Here is a 17,154-nt window from a genome sequence, read left to right as displayed (position 1 = left end):
TATGGTGGTAATGCGCCTGCTGGTACGTTGCCGTACCTCGACAGGCCGCACGTATGAGGATGCCCGGTCGGTGGCCCGATCGGCTCCGACCCGACAGCCCTCGTCGGCCGTCCGCCACAGTGCGTACGAGATCCGGAGGGGGACACCCTCAGCGGCATGAGCGCTAGAGCGTCGGCGCGGTCCCGTGCTCTACGGCCCGCCCGTAGGCAGCCGACGTCCCCGGCACGGTCTGACACGACCCCGCGCTCGCCTCGCGCCGCCCACACAGAAGAGGCAGCACCCTGACTACGTTCCGAGAGCTCGGAATCCTCCCCGAGACCGCCGAAGCCCTTGAGGCCGTCGGCATCATGACCCCCTTCCCCATCCAGGAGATGACGCTCCCTGTGGCCCTGTCGGGCAAGGACGTCATCGGCCAGGCCAAGACCGGTACCGGCAAGACGCTGGGCTTCGGTCTCCCGCTCCTCGAGCGCGTCACCGTCCCCGCCGACGTCGAGGCCGGGCGCGCCGAGCCCGAGGCGCTCACCGAGGCCCCGCAGGCGCTCGTCGTCGTCCCCACGCGCGAGCTGTGCACGCAGGTCACCAACGACCTGCTGACCGCGGGCAAGGTGCGCAACGTCCGCGTCCTCGCCATCTACGGCGGCCGGGCCTACGAGCCCCAGGTCGAGGCCCTCAAGAAGGGCGTCGACGTGGTCGTCGGCACCCCGGGCCGGCTGCTCGACCTCGCCGGGCAGAAGAAGCTGAACCTGAAGCACGTCAAGTCCCTCGTCCTGGACGAGGCCGACGAGATGCTCGACCTGGGCTTCCTGCCCGACGTCGAGAAGATCATCAACATGCTGCCGGTGCGGCGTCAGACCATGCTGTTCTCGGCGACCATGCCGGGCGCGGTCATCGGCCTCGCCCGCCGCTACATGTCGCAGCCCACGCACATCAGTGCCACGTCGCCGGACGACGCGGGCGCGACGGTCGCGAACACCAAGCAGTACATCTACCGCGCGCACAACATGGACAAGCCCGAGATGGTCGCGCGCATCCTCCAGGCCGAGGGCCGGGGGCTGGCCATGGTCTTCTGCCGCACCAAGCGCACGGCGGCCGATCTCGCGGACCAGCTGAAGCAGCGCGGTTTCGCCTCCGGCGCGGTCCACGGCGACCTCGGCCAGGGCGCCCGTGAGCAGGCGCTGCGGGCCTTCCGCAACGGCAAGGTGGACGTGCTCGTCTGCACCGACGTCGCCGCCCGCGGCATCGACGTCGAGGGCGTGACGCACGTCATCAACTACCAGTCGCCGGAAGAGGAGAAGACGTACCTGCACCGCATCGGCCGTACGGGCCGCGCGGGCGCGAAGGGTACGGCGATCACGCTGGTCGACTGGGACGACATCCCGCGCTGGCAGCTGATCAACAAGGCGCTGGAGCTGGACTTCAACGACCCGCCGGAGACGTACTCCACCTCCCCGCACTTCTACTCCGACCTCGGCATTCCCGAGGGCACGAAGGGCGTCCTGCCGCGCTCGGAGCGCACGCGCGCCGGGCTGGACGCGGAGCAGCTGGAAGACCTGGGCGAGCCGGGCGGCCGGGCGCCGCGCGGGCGCGGAGGCCGGGGCCGTGGCGACCGGGACCAGTCCCGGTCGGCCGACCATGAGCGTTCGCCGCGTACGCCGCGACGCCGCCGCCGTACCCGCAGCGGGGCGCCGCTGGACGGGGCACCGGAGTCCGTCGGCACGACCACGCCGGAGACCACGGTCACGGGCGGCGCCGCCGAGGCGGAGGCCGTCACGGCACCTCGCACCCCGCGTCGCCGTCGCCGCACCCGCGGCGGCGCCCCGTCCCAGTCGGCGCCGGTCGCGGCGGTCGAGACGCCCGCGTCCGAGCAGGCGGAGAACGCCGTGGCGACCGCGGAGGGCACCGGCACGGAGGCGACTGAGGCGGCGGCCAAGCCGCGCCGGCGCCGTACGCGCAGGTCGGAGACCCCGGTGGAGACGCCGGCGGTGGAGACCGAGGCCGCGGTGACGCCGTCGGCCACGGAGCCGACGCCCTCGGCGAAGGCCCCGGCGGACGCGGACGCCGCGTCGGTCGCGACCGCCACAACGCCGCGCCGCCGTACCCGCAGGACCACCACGGCGTCCGCGGCCGAGACCGCGGTCGACACGGCCGAGGGCACCATAGAGGCCACCCCGGAACCGACGGAGACGAAGCCGCGGCGCACCCGCAAGGCTGCGGCGAAGTCCGAGGCCCCCGCCGACTCGGCCGAGGCCACGGAGACCAAGCCGCGCCGCACGCGCAAGGCCGCCACCGCGGCAGAGGAGGCCGTGGACACGGCCGAGACCGCCGAGGCCAAGCCGCGCCGTACGCGGAAGACCGCCGCACCGGCCGAAGCGGCCGTCGACACCGCCGAAGCCGCGGAGACCAAGCCCCGCCGCACCCGCAAGGCGGCAGCCGCGACGGACCCGGTCGACACGGCCGAGGCCACCGAGGCCAAGCCCAGGCGCACCCGCAAGGCGACGGCAGCGGCCGAGGCCGCCGTCGACACCGCCGAGGGCACGGAGGCCAAGCCGCGCCGCCGCACCCGCAAGGCCGCCGAGAGCGCCGCGACCACCGCCGTCACCACCGCCGAGATCCCGGCCCAGGCCGCTCACGACCCGGAGGCCGCCGAGGCCAAGCCGCGGCGTGCCCGTAAGGCGACGGCCAAGGCCGAGGCGAGTGCCGACACGGCCGAGGCGACCGACGCCAAGCCGCGCCGTACGCGGAAGACGGCTGCCGCGGCTCCGGACGCGGAGGCCACCGAGGCCAAGCCGCGCCGTACGCGGAAGACGGCCGCGGCGGCCGAGGCCGCCGTCGACACCGCCGAAGGTACGGAGGCCAAGCCGCGCCGCCGCACCCGCAAGGCCACCGAGAGCGCCGCGACCACCGCCGTCACCACCGCCGAGATCCCGGCGCAGGCCGCTCACGCCCCGGAGGCGGCCGAGGCCACGAAGCCGCGCCGCACGCGGAAGTCCACGGCGTCCGCCGAGGTCTCGGAGGACGCGGCCGAGGCGAAGCCGAAGGTCCGCCGCACCCGCAAGGCCACGGCCACCGCGGAGCCCACGGAGGGCTGACACTCCCCCCCCGGCGGCCCGGTCCCACCCAGCGTGGGGCCGGGCCGTCGGCCTTCCCCCGGGGTGCGGCCGTCGCGGACGCCGCCCGTCGGCGCGCACCCGCGACCACACCCTCACCCGTTACCCTCACCCCGTGACCAGGCAACCGACCTTCACCCCGCCGCCGGGCGCCCGCGCATACCCCCTGCGCACGACCCGCGGCGAGTTCGCCGTCGTCGACTCGTCGCCGAGGACGGAGGGGGAGGTCAAGGGCGTCGCCCTGATGGTGCCCGGATTCACTGGCAGCAAGGAGGACTTCGGGCTGCTGCACGAGCCGCTCGGGGCGCGTGGGTACCGGGTCGTCGCCGTGGACGGGCGGGGACAGTACGAGTCGGACGGGCCGGCGGACGACGAAACCGCCTACGCCCAGCGGGAACTGGCGCGGGACGTGCTCGCGCAGGCCGCCGCGCTGGGCGTGCCCGTGCACCTGGTCGGCCATTCGCTCGGCGGGCAGATCGCCCGTGCGGCCGTACTGCTCGACCACTCCCCCTTCCTCTCCCTCACCCTCGTCTCGTCCGGCCCGGCGGAGATCTCGGTCTCGCAGCGGCAGCGTGTGAAGCTGCTGCGGGACGCGCTCGCCTCGATGTCGATGGAGAAGGTGTGGGAGGCCATCGAGGCGATGGGGCCTCCGGAGGAGGTCGGCGGGCCCGCCCGCGGCCTCGGCGACCAGGAGCAGTTGCGCCGCCGCTGGCTGGGCACCAAGCCCGCCCAACTCCTCGCGACGGGGCGCCAGCTGTGCACCGAGCCGGACCGCGTCGCCGAACTGGCGGCCGTGCCGCTGCCGTTCCATGTGCTCTCGGGGGCGCACGACGACACCTGGCCGCTGGCGGTCCTCGACGACATGGCCGCACGGCTGTCCGCGCACCGCACGGTCGTCATGGGCGCCGAGCACTCCCCCAACGCCGACCAGCCCCTGCCCACGGCCCGGGCCCTGGCCGACTTCTGGGACAGCACCCGCGCGGCCTAGTACAGGGTTCGCAGATGTTCCCAGAAGCCGTCCCGCAGCGCACGCCGCAGGTCCGCCTGCCCGCGCAGCGAGTACTGCAACAGCCCCTCCGCCTCCACCAGCAGATCCTGATCCACCGAACCGGGCAGGTAGGGGTGCCCGGGCAACAGCTCCACGAGCGCGTCCCGGCCGCGCGCCGCCAGCCACTTCGCGGCGATCTGGGCGCCCACGAACCGCACGTCCTCGCGGGTGGGCCGGCCCGTGGTCGCCTCGTAGGCGGCGGCCGTGCGGCGGGAGACGTACGGCTTGAAGAAGTCGAGGTCCAGGGTGCGCTGGCTGTCGACCTCCCACAGCAGCGGTTCCGCCTGGTTGCGGCCCTCCGGTGCCTCGATGCCCCAGAGGTGGACGCGGGCGCCGTACCCCTGGGCCGCCTCCACCGCCGACACCAGGTCCTCGTCGCCGCCGAGCAGGGCGGCGTCGCTGATGGCGCGGTGCCGGGCGAGTGACTCCAGGTCGGTGCGGATGAGCGAGTCGACGCCCTTCTGCTGGTTGTTGGCGTTCAGGTTGCCCAGCCGCACTTTCACGTCGGGCAGTTCGGCGATGCTCTGCTGCTCCGCCGTGTGGATGCGGCGGCGGGCACCGTCGTACCAGTAGACCCGCAGCAGCCTGCTGTCGGCGAAGATCGTGCGGGCCTTGTCGATGAGCGCGTCGATCAGGCCCTCGGGGTCCAGGTCGAAGGCCCTGCGGTCCTCCGTACCGGCGACGAGCCGTCCCGCGGCGGCGTAGAGGTACCCGGCATCGACGAAGATCGCATGGGTCGAGGGCGTCTTCGCCACCTCGGCGAGCATGCGCTGGAGCAGCTCGTTGGTGCGGTCGATGCGGGCGCTGAGGGCCGCGAGGTCGTCGTTCATCACCTCCATTGTCCCGGCGGTCACGCTGCGAGCACAAACGGTCCCGGTCGGTCTCGTAACGACACTCTTACGGCTCAGTAATTAGCCGATCGAAAAATTTCCTTAGCGTAGGGAATGTTTGACCCATGCAGCCCTGTTGACTCATACGGAACACCGAGCGGCGCAGCCTGGTGGACCACGCACTCAAGTAGTTCTCCTCAGGAGGATGACCAGACGAAGGGAGAAGCCCTTGCGCTTCGAAATCATGCGACTCGACGACGTCGACGGCACGCCTGTGGACTCGACCGTTGTGGACGCCGCCTCCGTCAACCGCATCGTTCAGCAGGCCGCCGCCATCGGGCAGCGCCTGTGGATCCGCCCGGCCGAGACCACGGCCTCATAACGCGCGCGGCTCTCCCCACACCTCGAAGCCCCCGCCCGGCACCGGCCGTGCGGGGGCTTTGCTGTTCGGACCACCGTGGCCGGGGGCGTACTGGCTGAGGGGCGCGGCGACAGCGGGAACAGGACGGTGGGCCGGATGTCGGTGACGGGCCGGCCGCACCCGGAACTGCACGAACAGGCCGCCGCCGAGGCCGCGCGGCTCGGTGCTCACCGGCCCCCGGCCGTGACGCGCCCGGTCAGCTCCCCCGAATCACCTGCGTGACCCCGTTGATGATCTGCTGCACGGCGATCGCGGAGAGCATCATGCCCGCGAGCCGCGTCACCAGGACCACGCCACCGTCCTTGATGATCCGGATGATCACCAGCGAGTAGCGCATCACCAGCCACAGCACGACGTGGATGGCGAGGATGGCCGTCCACACCGACACCTGCGTGGCGACGCTGTGCGCCTTCTGCACGGCGAGGATGACCGACACGATCGCCCCGGGCCCCGCCAGCAACGGCATGCCCAGCGGCACGAGGGCGACGTTGACGTCCTTGGTCTGCTTCGGCTCGTCGGTCTTGCCGGTCAGCAGATCGAGCGCGATGAGCAGAAGCAGCAGCCCACCCGCGATCATCAGCGCGGGCACGGAGACGTGCAGATAGTTCAGGATCTGATGCCCGAGCAGCCCGAACACCGTGATCACCCCACCGGCGACACAGACGGCCTGAAAGGCCATCCGCTTCTGCACCTTGCCGGGCCGCCCGGCGGTGAGCGCGAGGAAGATCGGGGTGATCCCCGGGGGATCCATGATGACGAAGAGCGTGAGAAAGAGAGAGCCGAAGACGGCGATGTCGAACATGACAGTGATGGCCTTGCGAGTGTGGCGGGGGCGGGCGGGGCAGCCGGCAACGCCGAGTGCCTGAAAAGAAACCTGGAGGAGAGGAACCTCAGACGGCCCCGCCGGCCCCCGGCACGGGAAACGCCCCGAAGGCCCGCCGCGTGATCTCCCCGTACACCTCGGGATCCGTCGTGTACTCCCCGAGCACACAGGTCTTCCGACTGCCGTGGTAGTCCGAGGACCCGGTCACAAGAAGCCCCAGCTCCTTCGCCAGCCCCCGCAACCGCGCGCGCGTGTCCGCGTCATGGTCCATGTGGTCGACCTCGATGCCGTCCAGCCCGGCCACGGCCATCTCCGCGATCGCGGCCTCCGGCACCGTACGCCCCCGCTTGCTCGCCCCGGGGTGCGCGAACACCGCGACCCCGCCCGCGCCCTTGATCAGCCGGATCGCCTCGAAGGGGTCGGTCTCGTGCTTCTCCACGAAGACGCGGCCGCCGTCGGCCAGCCAGTCCTGCGTGAAGGCGTCGCTCACGGTCGGCACGACACCCAGCTCGACGAGCGCGCTCGCCACGTGCGGGCGCCCGACGGATCCGTCACCGGCGATCCGGGCCACCTGCTCCCAGGTCACCGGGACGCCCAGCTCCCGCAGCTTGGCGATCATGCCCTGGGCCCGGGGCACCCGGTCGTCCCGGACGAGCTCACGCTCGGCGAGCAGCGCCGGTTCGTCGGCGTCGAAGAGGTAGGCCAGCATGTGCATGCCGATCCCGTCGAGGCGGCAGGAGAGCTCGGCCCCGGTGACCAGCGTGAGCCCCTCGGGCAGCGCGGCGATCGCCTCGGCGTGCCCACGGGTCGTGTCGTGATCGGTCAGGGCGACGACGTCCAGCCCGGTCGCCGCGGCCTTGCGCACCAGCTCGGCCGGAGCGTCCGTGCCGTCGCTGGCAGTGGAGTGGGTGTGCAGATCGATACGCACGACACGAACTCCAGACACGGACGACACGAACAGGGCTGCTCAAGGATAACCGCATTTTCAACACCCACTGTCACACCCGAACCCCCCAAGCGCCCCCTACACCAACGCCCTCAAAGGGGCGCGGGGAACTGCGCGACCAGCCACACCCAGCCGGCAGCCGCCAACGCACCCAAACCCCCACCCCAGTAGGCGCTACGGCTGAAGCAAGCGCGGCGACAACGCACCGCACGGCACCAGCTCCACCTCGGCCCCCGCATCCCGCAGGTCCGCCAGCACCAGCTCGTCGTACATCAACAACCCCGACTGCTCGGGCCACACCACGGCCCACAGCCACATCCCCAGCGCCTCACCGGCGAAGACGGCCCGGTCGTCCGGCGCCCCCGACACATGCCACAGCGGCGTCGGCCGCCCCGCGGCGAGCACCTTCGCCTGAGCCGGCTTCCCGACGTCCATGGAGGGCCCGGGGTCCGGCCCATCCATCCCCGCGTACCGCGCGCCGAGGCCGACGCCGAGTTCCTCCGCGACCAGGATCAGCTCGCCCATCCCGCCGAGCGGCCCCGGCCCCGTGCAGGCCACCGCCGTCGCCCGTCCCCCCGTACGGTCGTCCCCCGCGCAGGCCACGCCCGTGAACAGCCAGCCGACCGGCAGCGGCCAGGGCATCCACACCGGCACCTGGGTGCGGTGCACCACGACGTTGAGGGCGTCGACGCTGGGCGGTATCACGGGCTGCACCGGATGGACGGTGCCGTGCACATCGCACTGCCAGGAGTCGGAGAAGAGACCGGGAGCCCTGACCCGGCCACCGCACTTCGGGCAACTGGGTTCGCCCCTCATAGGGCCCCACGGTCCTACCCCCGCCCCGCCGCGTCAAGGACGATCACCCAACCGGACGGAACCCTTCACTCAGGAGCTAGGTGTAGCTTGCATTAATTAGCATGGCTAACTTAGTGTGTGCATATACCAACTACCTCACCCGGGAAAGGGAGCACCCATGGACCCCTTCGACGCCGGAGCGGGCGGCCTTCTGAAGCAGCCCAAGTCCGTGTGGGCGACCGCCGGGGCGTCGGTCGTCGCCTTCATGGGCATCGGACTCGTCGACCCGATCCTGCCGTCCATCGCCCAGGGCCTGCACGCCACCGCGAGCCAGGTCTCCCTGCTCTTCACCTCGTACTTCCTCATCACCGCCGTCGCGATGCTGGTGACCGGCTTCGTCTCCAGCCGGATCGGCGGGAAGAAGACCCTGCTGCTCGGCCTCGCGTTCGTCGTGGTGTTCGCAGGGCTCGCCGGGACCTCCGGGTCCGTCGGCGAACTGGTCGGCTTCCGGGCCGGGTGGGGCCTCGGCAACGCGCTGTTCGTCTCGACGGCCCTCGCGGTCATCGTCGGCGCGGCGGCCGGTGGCAGCGCCGCGGCGATCCTGCTGTACGAGTCCGCCCTCGGCCTCGGCATGGCGTGCGGGCCGCTGCTGGGCGCGCTGCTCGGGGACGCCAGCTGGCGCTACCCGTTCTTCGGCACGGCGTTCCTGATGGCCGTCGGCTTCCTGTGCATCACGGTGTTCCTGAAGGAGCAGCCGAAGCCGGCCCGCAAGACCTCGCTGCTGGACCCGGTCAAGGCCCTCGGCCACGGCGGTCTGGCCTCCGCGGCGGCCTCGGCGTTCTTCTACAACTACACGTTCTTCACCGTGCTGGCCTTCACCCCGTTCGTGCTCAACATGAGCCCGTACCGGTCTGGTGCGGTGTTCTTCGCCTGGGGCGTGCTGCTCGCCGTGTTCTCGGTGATCGTGGCACCGCGTCTGCAGAAGCGGTTCGGCTCGCTGAAGGTGCTCGGCGGTTCGCTGGTGCTGCTCGCGGCCGACGTGCTCGTCCTCGGCTACGGCTCCCACACCACGGCCGTCGTCTGCACGATCCTGTCCGGTGCCTTCATCGGCGTGAACAACACCGTCTACACCGAGCTGGCCCTCGGCGTCTCGGACGCGCCCCGGCCGGTGGCGAGTGCGGGCTACAACTTCGTCCGTTGGTTCGCGGCGGCGGCCGCCCCGTACTTCGCGCCGAAGATCGAGGAGTGGACCGACCTCCACATCCCGTTCGTGGTGGCGGCGGTCACCGCGCTCGTGGGTGCCGGCGTGGTCGTCGTACGGCGCAAGGCCCTCACACACGAAGCCGAGGAGCTGGAGCCGAAGCACGCGACCGAGGACAGCGTCGCCGTCTTCGCCAACTGAGGCTTTCCGGCCTGGTGTTGGTGAGCTTCCTCACTCCAGCGGGACGGACTTCCGGGACGGATCCCGGAGGTCCGTCCCCTGGTTCAGCCACCGTTCCTGGAGCGCCTGGGCTCCGTGCACACGCTTCCAGGCGGCCTCGTTCGGGGTCATGGGAAGCAGCGGCAGGAACCGTACGGGGTCGAGGGGTTCGTCGAGCTCCAGGTCCTCGACCAGGCCGCCCGGCTCGGCCACCAGGACCGAGGTGAAGGGCGCGCCGGGCCACAGGGGCTCACCGACGTCGAGGGAGGCACCGGGGGCCACGACCAACCCCTCCACCTGCGGAGACGCGGCGAGCACGGCGAGCGGGCGGAGCACCTTGCCGGTGTCGGCGAGCCCGGCGCGGACGGAGAGGACCAGCTCGGCGCGCGGGCCCTTGACCGGGTCGGCGACGACCGCCGTGGGGTCCGTCATGGGGTGCGCGGACATGCCGAGCGTGGCGTAGCGGACGATGTCGCCCTCCTGGAAACGGAGCACCTCGATGCGGTCCGTGCCCAGGAAGGTGACCGCCGCCCGCGCGTCCGGTTCGCCCAGCGCGGTACGCAGCCGGGCCTCGACCAGAGGAAGAACATCTGCCATGCGGCGAGCATAGAACTCGTCAGTAGCGGGCAAACAAGCGCCTTGACACGTCGGGCGGCTGATACTCTTGCCCGGTGGTTCGGGGCAGCACGCAGCAGCGTCGCGATCAGGCTCCGACGCCGATGGAACTCCCTTACGAGGGACCGGCCGGAGGAGGTGGGACTGCAATGGATCGAAGTCGACCGTGCAGTAGCACCACGCTCTTCCGCCGCTGACGTAGCTGTTCTGGCTCCGGCTGACTGCCACCTCTCGCACTCGCTCCACCGCGGAAGAGCGCTTCGTTTCGCTTTGCCTGATCTGCCTCAGTAGCTGAATCAGTAACGAGACTCGCCACCATGACGGTGCGGTGCTCCCCGCTTTGTGGACGTGCCAAACATCCTCGGTCCCAACGTCCTCATTCCGGGTAGTTCCACCCGTCGCCGGTGCCTTTCGTTGCACGCCCGCGAAGGAGCCCGCCATGTCGATGATCCGCGACCTGCGCGCCGTCGTCCGTCCGTCCCGCGTGTCGCTGCGCAAGGACGGCGGGACCTACGACGCCACCCGCAGCCCCGCGACGCCCTCGGCCGTCGTCGACTGCGCCGTCTACCGGGACGGCCGCCGCATCGAGACCGAGATCCCGCTGACCCCGCACGAGGCGGTGCTTCTCGCGCGCCGTGACGGGGGCTTCGTGTGGATCGGCCTGCACGAGCCGACCGAAGCCGAATTCGCCGGGATCGCCGGGGAGTTCGGGCTGCACCCGCTGGCCGTCGAGGACGCCGTCCAGGCCCACCAGCGGCCCAAGCTGGAGCGGTACGACGACTCGCTGTTCACCGTGTTCAAGACCATCCACTACGTCGAGCACGACCAGCTCGACGCCAACAGCGAGGTCGTCGAGTCCGGCGAGGTCATGTGCTTCACCGGACGGGACTTCTTCATCACCGTCCGGCACGGCGGAAAGGGCTCCCTGCGGGCGCTCAGGCACCGCCTCCAGGACGACCCCGAGCTGCTGGCCAAAGGCCCCTCGGCCGTGCTGCACGCCATCGCCGACCACGTCGTCGACGGGTACATCGCGGTCGCCGACGCGGTGCAGGACGACATCGACGAGGTGGAGACCGAGGTGTTCTCCCCGGGCCGCCGCAAGGGCACACCGCGCGGCACCGACGCCGGCCGGATCTACCAACTCAAGCGCGAGGTGCTGGAGTTCAAGCGGGCCGTGGCGCCGCTGCTGCGGCCCATGCAGCTGCTGAGCGAGCGGCCGATGCGGCTGGTCGACCCGGACATCCAGAAGTACTTCCGGGACGTCGCCGACCACCTGGCCCGCGTCCAGGAGCAGGTCCTCGGCTTCGACGAACTGCTCAACTCCATCCTCCAGGCCAACCTCGCCCAGGCCTCCGTGGCCCAGAACGAGGACATGCGGAAGATCACCTCGTGGGCCGCGATCATCGCCGTGCCGACGATGGTGTGCGGGGTGTACGGCATGAACTTCGACTACATGCCGGAGACGCACATGAAGTACGGCTACCCGGTGATCATGGGCATCACGGTGACCATCTGTGTGGGCATCCACCGCATGCTGAAGCGGAACGGGTGGCTGTGAGCAGCCTGGATAGGCTGGACCCCATGACGGATGAGCTGCTCGGCCGCGCCCTCGTCGAGGAGGCCACGAAGAAGTCCGGCCTCATCTGGGTCCAGGGCCCCGACGGCCCGGCGCGTGCGCTGTGGCACGTGTGGCACGAGGGTGCCGCGTGCCTGGTCGGCGACGGGCCCGGCGAGCAGCCGCTGCCGGGTCTGGCCGACGGGGCCGAGGCCCGGGTGACCGTCCGCAGCAAGGACAAGGGCGGCCGGCTGGTCTCCTGGACCGCGCGGGTCACGCAGCTCGCACCGGGCTCCGAGGCGTGGGACGCGGCGGTCGCCGAGCTCAAGGGCAAACGGCTGAACGCGCCCGACGGCGAGGCCATGCCCGACCGCTGGGCCCGCGAGTGCCGGGTGCTGCGGCTGGAGCCGACCGGCGCGAGGGCGCCGATGCCCGACGGCTCCCTGGCCGAGGCCCCGCTGCCGTCCCCGGCGATCACCCGTCGGCCGGTCCCGGCGGGGCTGCCCCGGCTGCTGCTGAAGAAGCGCAAACGCCCGTGACCCGCGACGGGCGCGCGGCGGCCGAACGCGCGTAGCGGGCGCTACGACGTCGGCAGCTGCTTGCCGTAGTCCACCGTCTCGTTCCGCTCCGGCTCGCGCAGGCCGAAGTCCTCCCCCCAGGCGGAGAACGTGAGGGTGCCCGCGCCGCCGGCCCGCTCCAGGCGCAGCGGATACGGCTTGCCCTCCAGGGAGACCTCCAGGGCCCCGCCCGCGCCCTTGTCACCGGTGATGCGGATGGTGCGGACGCCCGCCTGCTCGTCGTGGCCGTCCGTCGCGAGTGTGCCGTGCAGGGTCAGCAGACCGTCGAGGAGGACACCCATGTCCGTGAAACCGCTGAACTTCTGGTACGAAGGGTCGCCCTGCGGCACCTTCACGAACTTGCCGCCGAGCTTGGAGGCCGCGGCCGCGTCCGCCTTGCCCTCGCCCTGGCCCTCGCCGTGACTCCAGAACTCCGCGTCGGCCTTGACGAAGAGCTGCTCGCCGACGCGCAGCAGCCGGAAGGTCGCCCCCTCGGTGGTGACCGACCCCTCGCCGCCGTCGTCCTTCAGACGCATGTCGAGCCCGTACGTGCGCTCGCCGCTGACGACGTTGCCGTGCACCCGGACCGCCCCGGCGGACTCGGCGGCCGTGCGGGTCTTGGCCTGGATCTTCCCGGCGGGGAGTCTGCCGACCCCGTTGGTGCCCTCGTTCGGATCCTCCGAGCAGCCCGTGAGCACCGTTCCCGTCACGAGCAGCGCGCACATCGCGCTCGCGAGTGCGGCACTGCGGCTACGGCCCTGGCGAATCGGAGTCACGGGTGGGGCTGCCTCTCTGACGGGAGACCTGAACGGCGTACCGCAGGGTACCGGGGTCGTGCGGGCCGTTCGGAGCCAGTCCGTCCGGACCGTCCGCCGACGCACCGCCGATCGGGACGGGCTAGCCTGAAGCCCACCCGAGCAGGCAATTCGGAAAGACCAGACAGGCAGACAGGCTCAGAGACAGGCAGCACGGAACACCCCGCACGAAAAGGAGCCGCGGCCATGGCAGCGGGCGCCCCCCGGATCTTCGTATCGCATCTCTCCGGTGTCGCCGTCTTCGACCCCACCGGCGACCAGGTGGGGCGGGTGCGCGATCTGGTCGTCATGCTGCGGGTGGGCCAGCGACCGCCGAGGCTGCTCGGCCTGGTCGTCGAACTCGCGACCCGCCGCCGCATCTTCCTGCCCATGACCCGGGTCACCGCGATCCAGGCCGGGCAGCTCATCACCACCGGCGTGCTCAACGTCCGGCGCTTCGAGCAGCGGCCCACCGAGCGGCTGGTCTTCGGGGAACTGCTGGACCGGCGGGTCACGCTCACCGAGACCGGCGAAGAGGTCACCGTCCTCGACCTGTCGGTGCATCAGCTGCCGGCCCGCCGGGAGTGGGAGATCGACCGGGTCTTCGTCCGCAAGGGCAGGAAGGGCAGCGCCTTCCGGCGGGCCAAGGGCGAGGCGCTGACCGTCGAGTGGAGCGCCGTCACCGGCTTCTCCCTGGAGGAACAGGGGCAGGGCGCCGAGAACCTGCTCGCCACGTTCGAGCAGCTGCGCCCCGCCGACCTGGCCAACGTCCTGCACCACCTCTCCGCCAAGCGCCGGGCCGAGGTCGCCGCCGCCCTGGACGACGACCGGCTGGCCGACGTCCTGGAGGAGCTCCCGGAGGACGACCAGATCGAGATCCTCGGCAAGCTCAAGGAGGAGCGCGCCGCCGACGTCCTGGAGGCCATGGACCCGGACGACGCGGCCGACCTGCTGGGCGAGCTGCCGCCGGACGAGCAGGAGCGGCTGCTGAGCCTGATGCAGCCGGGCGACGCGGCCGACATGCGGCGCCTGATGTCGTACGAGGAGCGCACGGCGGGCGGTCTGATGACCACCGAGCCGATCGTGCTGCGCCCGGACGCCACGGTCGCCGACGCCCTCGCCCACATCCGCAATCCCGACCTCTCCCCCGCCCTCGCCGCCCAGGTCTACGTGTGCCGGCCACCCGACGAGACGCCGACCGGGAAGTACCTGGGCACGGTCCACTTCCAGCGCCTGCTGCGGGAGCCACCGCCCTCCCTGGTCAGCTCGATCCTGGACAGCGACCTGCAACCGCTCGACCCCGAGGCGGAGCTGCCCGCCATCGCCGGGTTCTTCGCGACGTACGACATGGTCGCGGCCCCCGTGGTCGACGAGGCCGGGGCGCTGCTCGGCGCGGTGACCGTGGACGACGTGCTGGACCACATGCTTCCCGAGGACTGGCGGGAGTCCGAGTTCCACCTGGACGAGGAGGTGACCACCGATGGTTCCTGAGCGCGAGAACTCGCGAGAACGCACGCCGTCCGGCGCCACGGCCGCCTCCCGGCCGCGCACCCGCCTCGATCAGCCGCTGCCGCCCCGGCGCCGGTTCCTGCCCGAGTACGACCCGGAGGCCTTCGGGCGGCTCTCGGAGCGCATCGCGCGCTTCCTGGGCACCGGGCGGTTCATCGTCTGGATGACGGTCGTCATCATCGTGTGGGTCGCCTGGAACATCCTCGCCCCGAGCCCCCTGCGCTTCGACGAGTACCCGTTCATCTTCCTGACCCTGATGCTGTCCCTCCAGGCCTCCTACGCCGCCCCGCTGATCCTGCTCGCGCAGAACCGGCAGGACGACCGCGACCGGGTCAACCTCGAACAGGACCGCAAGCAGAACGAGCGGTCGATCGCGGACACGGAGTACCTGACCCGCGAGATCGCCGCCCTGCGCATCGGCCTGGGCGAGGTCGCCACCCGCGACTGGATCCGCTCGGAGCTCCAGGACACGATCAAGGAGCTGGAGGAACGGCAGAACGGTCACCGTCACGACCCCGTCGTATTCCCGGCGGAACGGTCACGGGGACGTGACGCAGACGACCGCTGACAGGCTTTCCTACGCCCCGGTACGGAGCCGTACCATCGTCCTTATGGCTACGGAAGACGCGGTGCGCGAGGCACTGGCGACGGTGAACGACCCCGAGATCCACAAGCCCATCACCGAACTCGGGATGGTCAAGTCCGTGGAGATCGGTGCTGACGGGGCCGTCGCGGTCACCGTGTACCTGACGGTCTCGGGCTGTCCGATGCGGGACACGATCACGCAGCGCGTGACCGAGGCGGTCTCCGGCGTCGAGGGCGTCACCAGCGTCGACGTCACGCTCGACGTGATGAGCGACGAGCAGCGCAAGGAGCTGGCGTCCGCCCTGCGCGGCGGCCAGACCGAGCGCGAGGTCCCCTTCGCCAAGCCCGGGAGCCTCACCCGCGTCTACGCCGTCGCCTCCGGCAAGGGCGGCGTGGGCAAGTCCTCGGTCACGGTGAACCTGGCGGCCGCGATGGCGGCCGACGGCCTGAAGGTCGGTGTCGTCGACGCCGACATCTACGGCCACTCCGTGCCGCGCATGCTGGGCGCCGACGGCCGTCCGACCCAGGTCGAGAACATGATCATGCCGCCGTCGGCGAACGGCGTGAAGGTCATCTCCATCGGCATGTTCACCCCGGGCAACGCCCCGGTCGTGTGGCGCGGCCCGATGCTGCACCGCGCGCTCCAGCAGTTCCTGGCGGACGTGTACTGGGGCGATCTGGACGTCCTCCTGCTGGACCTGCCGCCCGGCACCGGCGACATCGCGATCTCCGTGGCCCAGCTGGTCCCGAACGCCGAGATCCTGGTCGTGACGACCCCGCAGCAGGCGGCCGCCGAGGTCGCCGAGCGCGCGGGTTCCATCGCCGTGCAGACCCACCAGAAGATCGTCGGCGTGGTCGAGAACATGTCCGGCCTGCCCTGCCCGCACTGCGACGAGATGGTCGACGTGTTCGGCACGGGCGGCGGCCAGGTGGTGGCCGACGGCCTGACCCGCACGACGGGGACCTCGGTCCCCGTCCTGGGCAACATCCCGATCGACGTCCGTCTCCGCGAGGGCGGCGACGACGGCAAGCCGGTGGTCCTGACCGACCCGGACTCCCCGGCGGGCTCCGCACTCCGGGCCATCGCCGGAAAGCTGGGAGGCCGCCAGCGCGGCTTGTCGGGCCTGTCCCTGGGAATCACCCCGAAGAACAAGTTCTGATCGAAACGCCTCCGGGGGCAGCGCGCTCAGGGGCGCGGGGAACCGCGCGAACACCACAACGCACCCGCGGCCGCCCACGAACCCTGCCCCCACGGCGAAGGGGCGCCGAAACCCACGGCGCCCCACGATCGATCACGCGTAAGCGGCGATGTCCTTCACCGCGGCGAACCCAAGGCCATACGCACTCATCCCTCTGCCGTACGCCCCGACATGAACCCCGACCGAGGTGGACCCGGCCAGCACCCACCCGAACTCCGACTCACGGTAATGAAACGCCGTCGGCACACCGTCCACGGGAAGCGACAACGTCGACCAGTCCGCCCCGTCGAGGTCGTCCGCCAGCACCCACGCCGTCTCCGTCTGCTGCTCCAGCCAGTCGTCCCGCAGGGAGTGGTCCATCTGCCCGGGCCAGGTGAAGGACAGCAGCCCCACCCCCGCGAGCCACGCCGCCGAGGACACCGACGTCGCCTCCAGCAACCCCGTGCCGTCCGCGCTGCGCCGTGAGGGACTCGCCGCCACGGTCACCACGACCGCGAACTTCTCCTTGGCGTCCTGATCGGCCCCGGCGGCATGCTCGTTGCGCACCGTGGGCTCGTCACCGTGCCCGATCGACCCGTGCTCGACGACCCCGTCGGCCGTCGTACCGACCTGCATCAGCCAGCGCGGCCCCGTGAAGGCCTCGTCGAGGCCGTACCACGGGAAGGGCGCGCGCAGGTAGCCGTCGACCGTACGCCGGGCGGAAGGGACCTGTTGGCCTCCCTCCGCGGTCGGCGCCTGCGCGACTCCCCGACTCGTCGTCTCCATGTTCCCGGACGCCTCCTCGCTCTAGTCGGACCGGGACGGCCCGCCCCCCTTCGGGCGGTGCCGCTGGTTCAGTACGGCCCGCCCAACAACTCGGCAGCATAGCCACACCGCTGCGAGCAGCAGGGAAAACGCCCGGCGCGTGGGCCGCACGGGCGCCTGGATCAGGCCGTACGCAGCCCGACCGG

The 17,154-nt window shown here is 71.5% G+C and carries 16 protein-coding genes; 9 read left to right on the top strand and 7 right to left on the bottom strand.

The genetic code is table 11. From position 1 onward, the window contains the following. Positions 1–371: 371 nt before the first annotated feature. Together SSQG_RS25705 and SSQG_RS25700 are read left to right on the top strand one after the other, a co-directional pair. Positions 372–3,089: a DEAD/DEAH box helicase gene (locus SSQG_RS25705; RefSeq protein WP_039935428.1), complete on the top strand. Its 2,718-nt coding sequence runs from the start codon at positions 372–374 to the stop codon at positions 3,087–3,089. Between the two features lie 133 nt (positions 3,090–3,222). Then, positions 3,223–4,095, top strand: coding sequence for an alpha/beta fold hydrolase (locus tag SSQG_RS25700; RefSeq protein WP_003992777.1), 873 nt, complete (start codon positions 3,223–3,225; stop codon positions 4,093–4,095). Here SSQG_RS25700 and SSQG_RS25695 read toward each other — a convergent pair. Continuing rightward, complete coding sequence (locus SSQG_RS25695; RefSeq protein ID WP_039933614.1) at positions 4,092–4,985, bottom strand: NYN domain-containing protein; 894 nt, start codon at positions 4,983–4,985, stop codon at positions 4,092–4,094. The genes SSQG_RS25700 and SSQG_RS25695 overlap by 4 nt on opposite strands. 205 nt (positions 4,986–5,190) lie before the next feature. Here SSQG_RS25695 and SSQG_RS40415 point away from each other — a divergent pair, with 205 nt between their 5' ends. Beyond that, entirely contained in the window at positions 5,191–5,367 is a 177-nt protein-coding gene (locus SSQG_RS40415) for a hypothetical protein (RefSeq protein WP_167545766.1), read from the top strand. A gap of 235 nt (positions 5,368–5,602) precedes the next feature. Here the strand turns inward: SSQG_RS40415 and SSQG_RS25690 are convergent, their stop codons facing one another. From SSQG_RS25690 to SSQG_RS25680, 3 genes are all read right to left on the bottom strand, one after another. Further along, entirely contained in the window at positions 5,603–6,208 is a 606-nt protein-coding gene (locus SSQG_RS25690; protein ID WP_003992774.1) for a MarC family protein, read from the bottom strand. An 88-nt stretch (positions 6,209–6,296) separates the two neighbouring features. Beyond that, entirely contained in the window at positions 6,297–7,157 is an 861-nt protein-coding gene (locus tag SSQG_RS25685; protein WP_003992773.1) for a PHP domain-containing protein, read from the bottom strand. Between the two features lie 192 nt (positions 7,158–7,349). Beyond that, complete coding sequence (locus SSQG_RS25680) at positions 7,350–7,991, bottom strand: DUF6758 family protein (protein WP_003992772.1); 642 nt, start codon at positions 7,989–7,991, stop codon at positions 7,350–7,352. Positions 7,992–8,148: 157 nt separating this feature from the next. Here SSQG_RS25680 and SSQG_RS25675 point away from each other — a divergent pair, with 157 nt between their 5' ends. Further along, a complete protein-coding gene (locus SSQG_RS25675; RefSeq protein ID WP_003992771.1) occupies positions 8,149–9,372 on the top strand; it encodes an MFS transporter in 1,224 nt (407 codons plus the stop codon). A 30-nt stretch (positions 9,373–9,402) separates the two neighbouring features. Here SSQG_RS25675 and SSQG_RS25670 read toward each other — a convergent pair whose 3' ends face one another. Beyond that, a complete protein-coding gene (locus SSQG_RS25670) occupies positions 9,403–9,987 on the bottom strand; it encodes a suppressor of fused domain protein (protein ID WP_003992770.1) in 585 nt (194 codons plus the stop codon). A gap of 457 nt (positions 9,988–10,444) precedes the next feature. On the opposite strand from SSQG_RS25670, the gene SSQG_RS25665 reads away from it, so the two are divergent. Both SSQG_RS25665 and SSQG_RS25660 read left to right on the top strand, forming a co-directional pair. Further along, a complete protein-coding gene (locus SSQG_RS25665) occupies positions 10,445–11,563 on the top strand; it encodes a magnesium and cobalt transport protein CorA (protein WP_003992769.1) in 1,119 nt (372 codons plus the stop codon). 23 nt (positions 11,564–11,586) lie between these two features. After that, positions 11,587–12,099 carry a hypothetical protein gene (locus SSQG_RS25660; RefSeq protein WP_003992768.1) on the top strand — a complete coding sequence of 171 codons (513 nt, stop codon included), beginning with the start codon at positions 11,587–11,589 and terminating at the stop codon, positions 12,097–12,099. Positions 12,100–12,140: 41 nt separating this feature from the next. Here SSQG_RS25660 and SSQG_RS25655 read toward each other — a convergent pair whose 3' ends face one another. Next, positions 12,141–12,893: a hypothetical protein gene (locus SSQG_RS25655; protein WP_003992767.1), complete on the bottom strand. Its 753-nt coding sequence runs from the start codon at positions 12,891–12,893 to the stop codon at positions 12,141–12,143. A gap of 225 nt (positions 12,894–13,118) precedes the next feature. Between SSQG_RS25655 and SSQG_RS25650 the strand changes: the two genes are divergently transcribed. From SSQG_RS25650 to SSQG_RS25640, 3 genes are read left to right on the top strand one after another with little or no spacing between them, the layout of a single operon-like run. After that, positions 13,119–14,402 carry a magnesium transporter MgtE N-terminal domain-containing protein gene (locus tag SSQG_RS25650; protein WP_003992766.1) on the top strand — a complete coding sequence of 428 codons (1,284 nt, stop codon included), beginning with the start codon at positions 13,119–13,121 and terminating at the stop codon, positions 14,400–14,402. Continuing rightward, a complete protein-coding gene (locus SSQG_RS25645) occupies positions 14,392–14,988 on the top strand; it encodes a DUF1003 domain-containing protein (RefSeq protein WP_003992765.1) in 597 nt (198 codons plus the stop codon). Before SSQG_RS25650 ends, SSQG_RS25645 begins: the two co-directional genes overlap by 11 nt. Before the next feature lie 43 nt (positions 14,989–15,031). Beyond that, the gene (locus SSQG_RS25640; RefSeq protein WP_003992764.1) at positions 15,032–16,165 is read left to right on the top strand and encodes an Mrp/NBP35 family ATP-binding protein; all 1,134 of its coding nucleotides are present in this window, start codon (positions 15,032–15,034) and stop codon (positions 16,163–16,165) included. A gap of 132 nt (positions 16,166–16,297) precedes the next feature. Here SSQG_RS25640 and SSQG_RS25635 read toward each other — a convergent pair whose 3' ends face one another. Further along, positions 16,298–16,969 carry a hypothetical protein gene (locus SSQG_RS25635; protein WP_003992763.1) on the bottom strand — a complete coding sequence of 224 codons (672 nt, stop codon included), beginning with the start codon at positions 16,967–16,969 and terminating at the stop codon, positions 16,298–16,300. Between the last annotated feature and the right edge of the window lie 185 nt (positions 16,970–17,154).

This window comes from Streptomyces viridochromogenes DSM 40736 (genome assembly GCF_000158955.1).
GTDB classification, from domain to species: Bacteria; Actinomycetota; Actinomycetes; order Streptomycetales; family Streptomycetaceae; genus Streptomyces; species Streptomyces venetus.
This window is presented reverse-complemented; position numbering and strand designations above follow the sequence as displayed.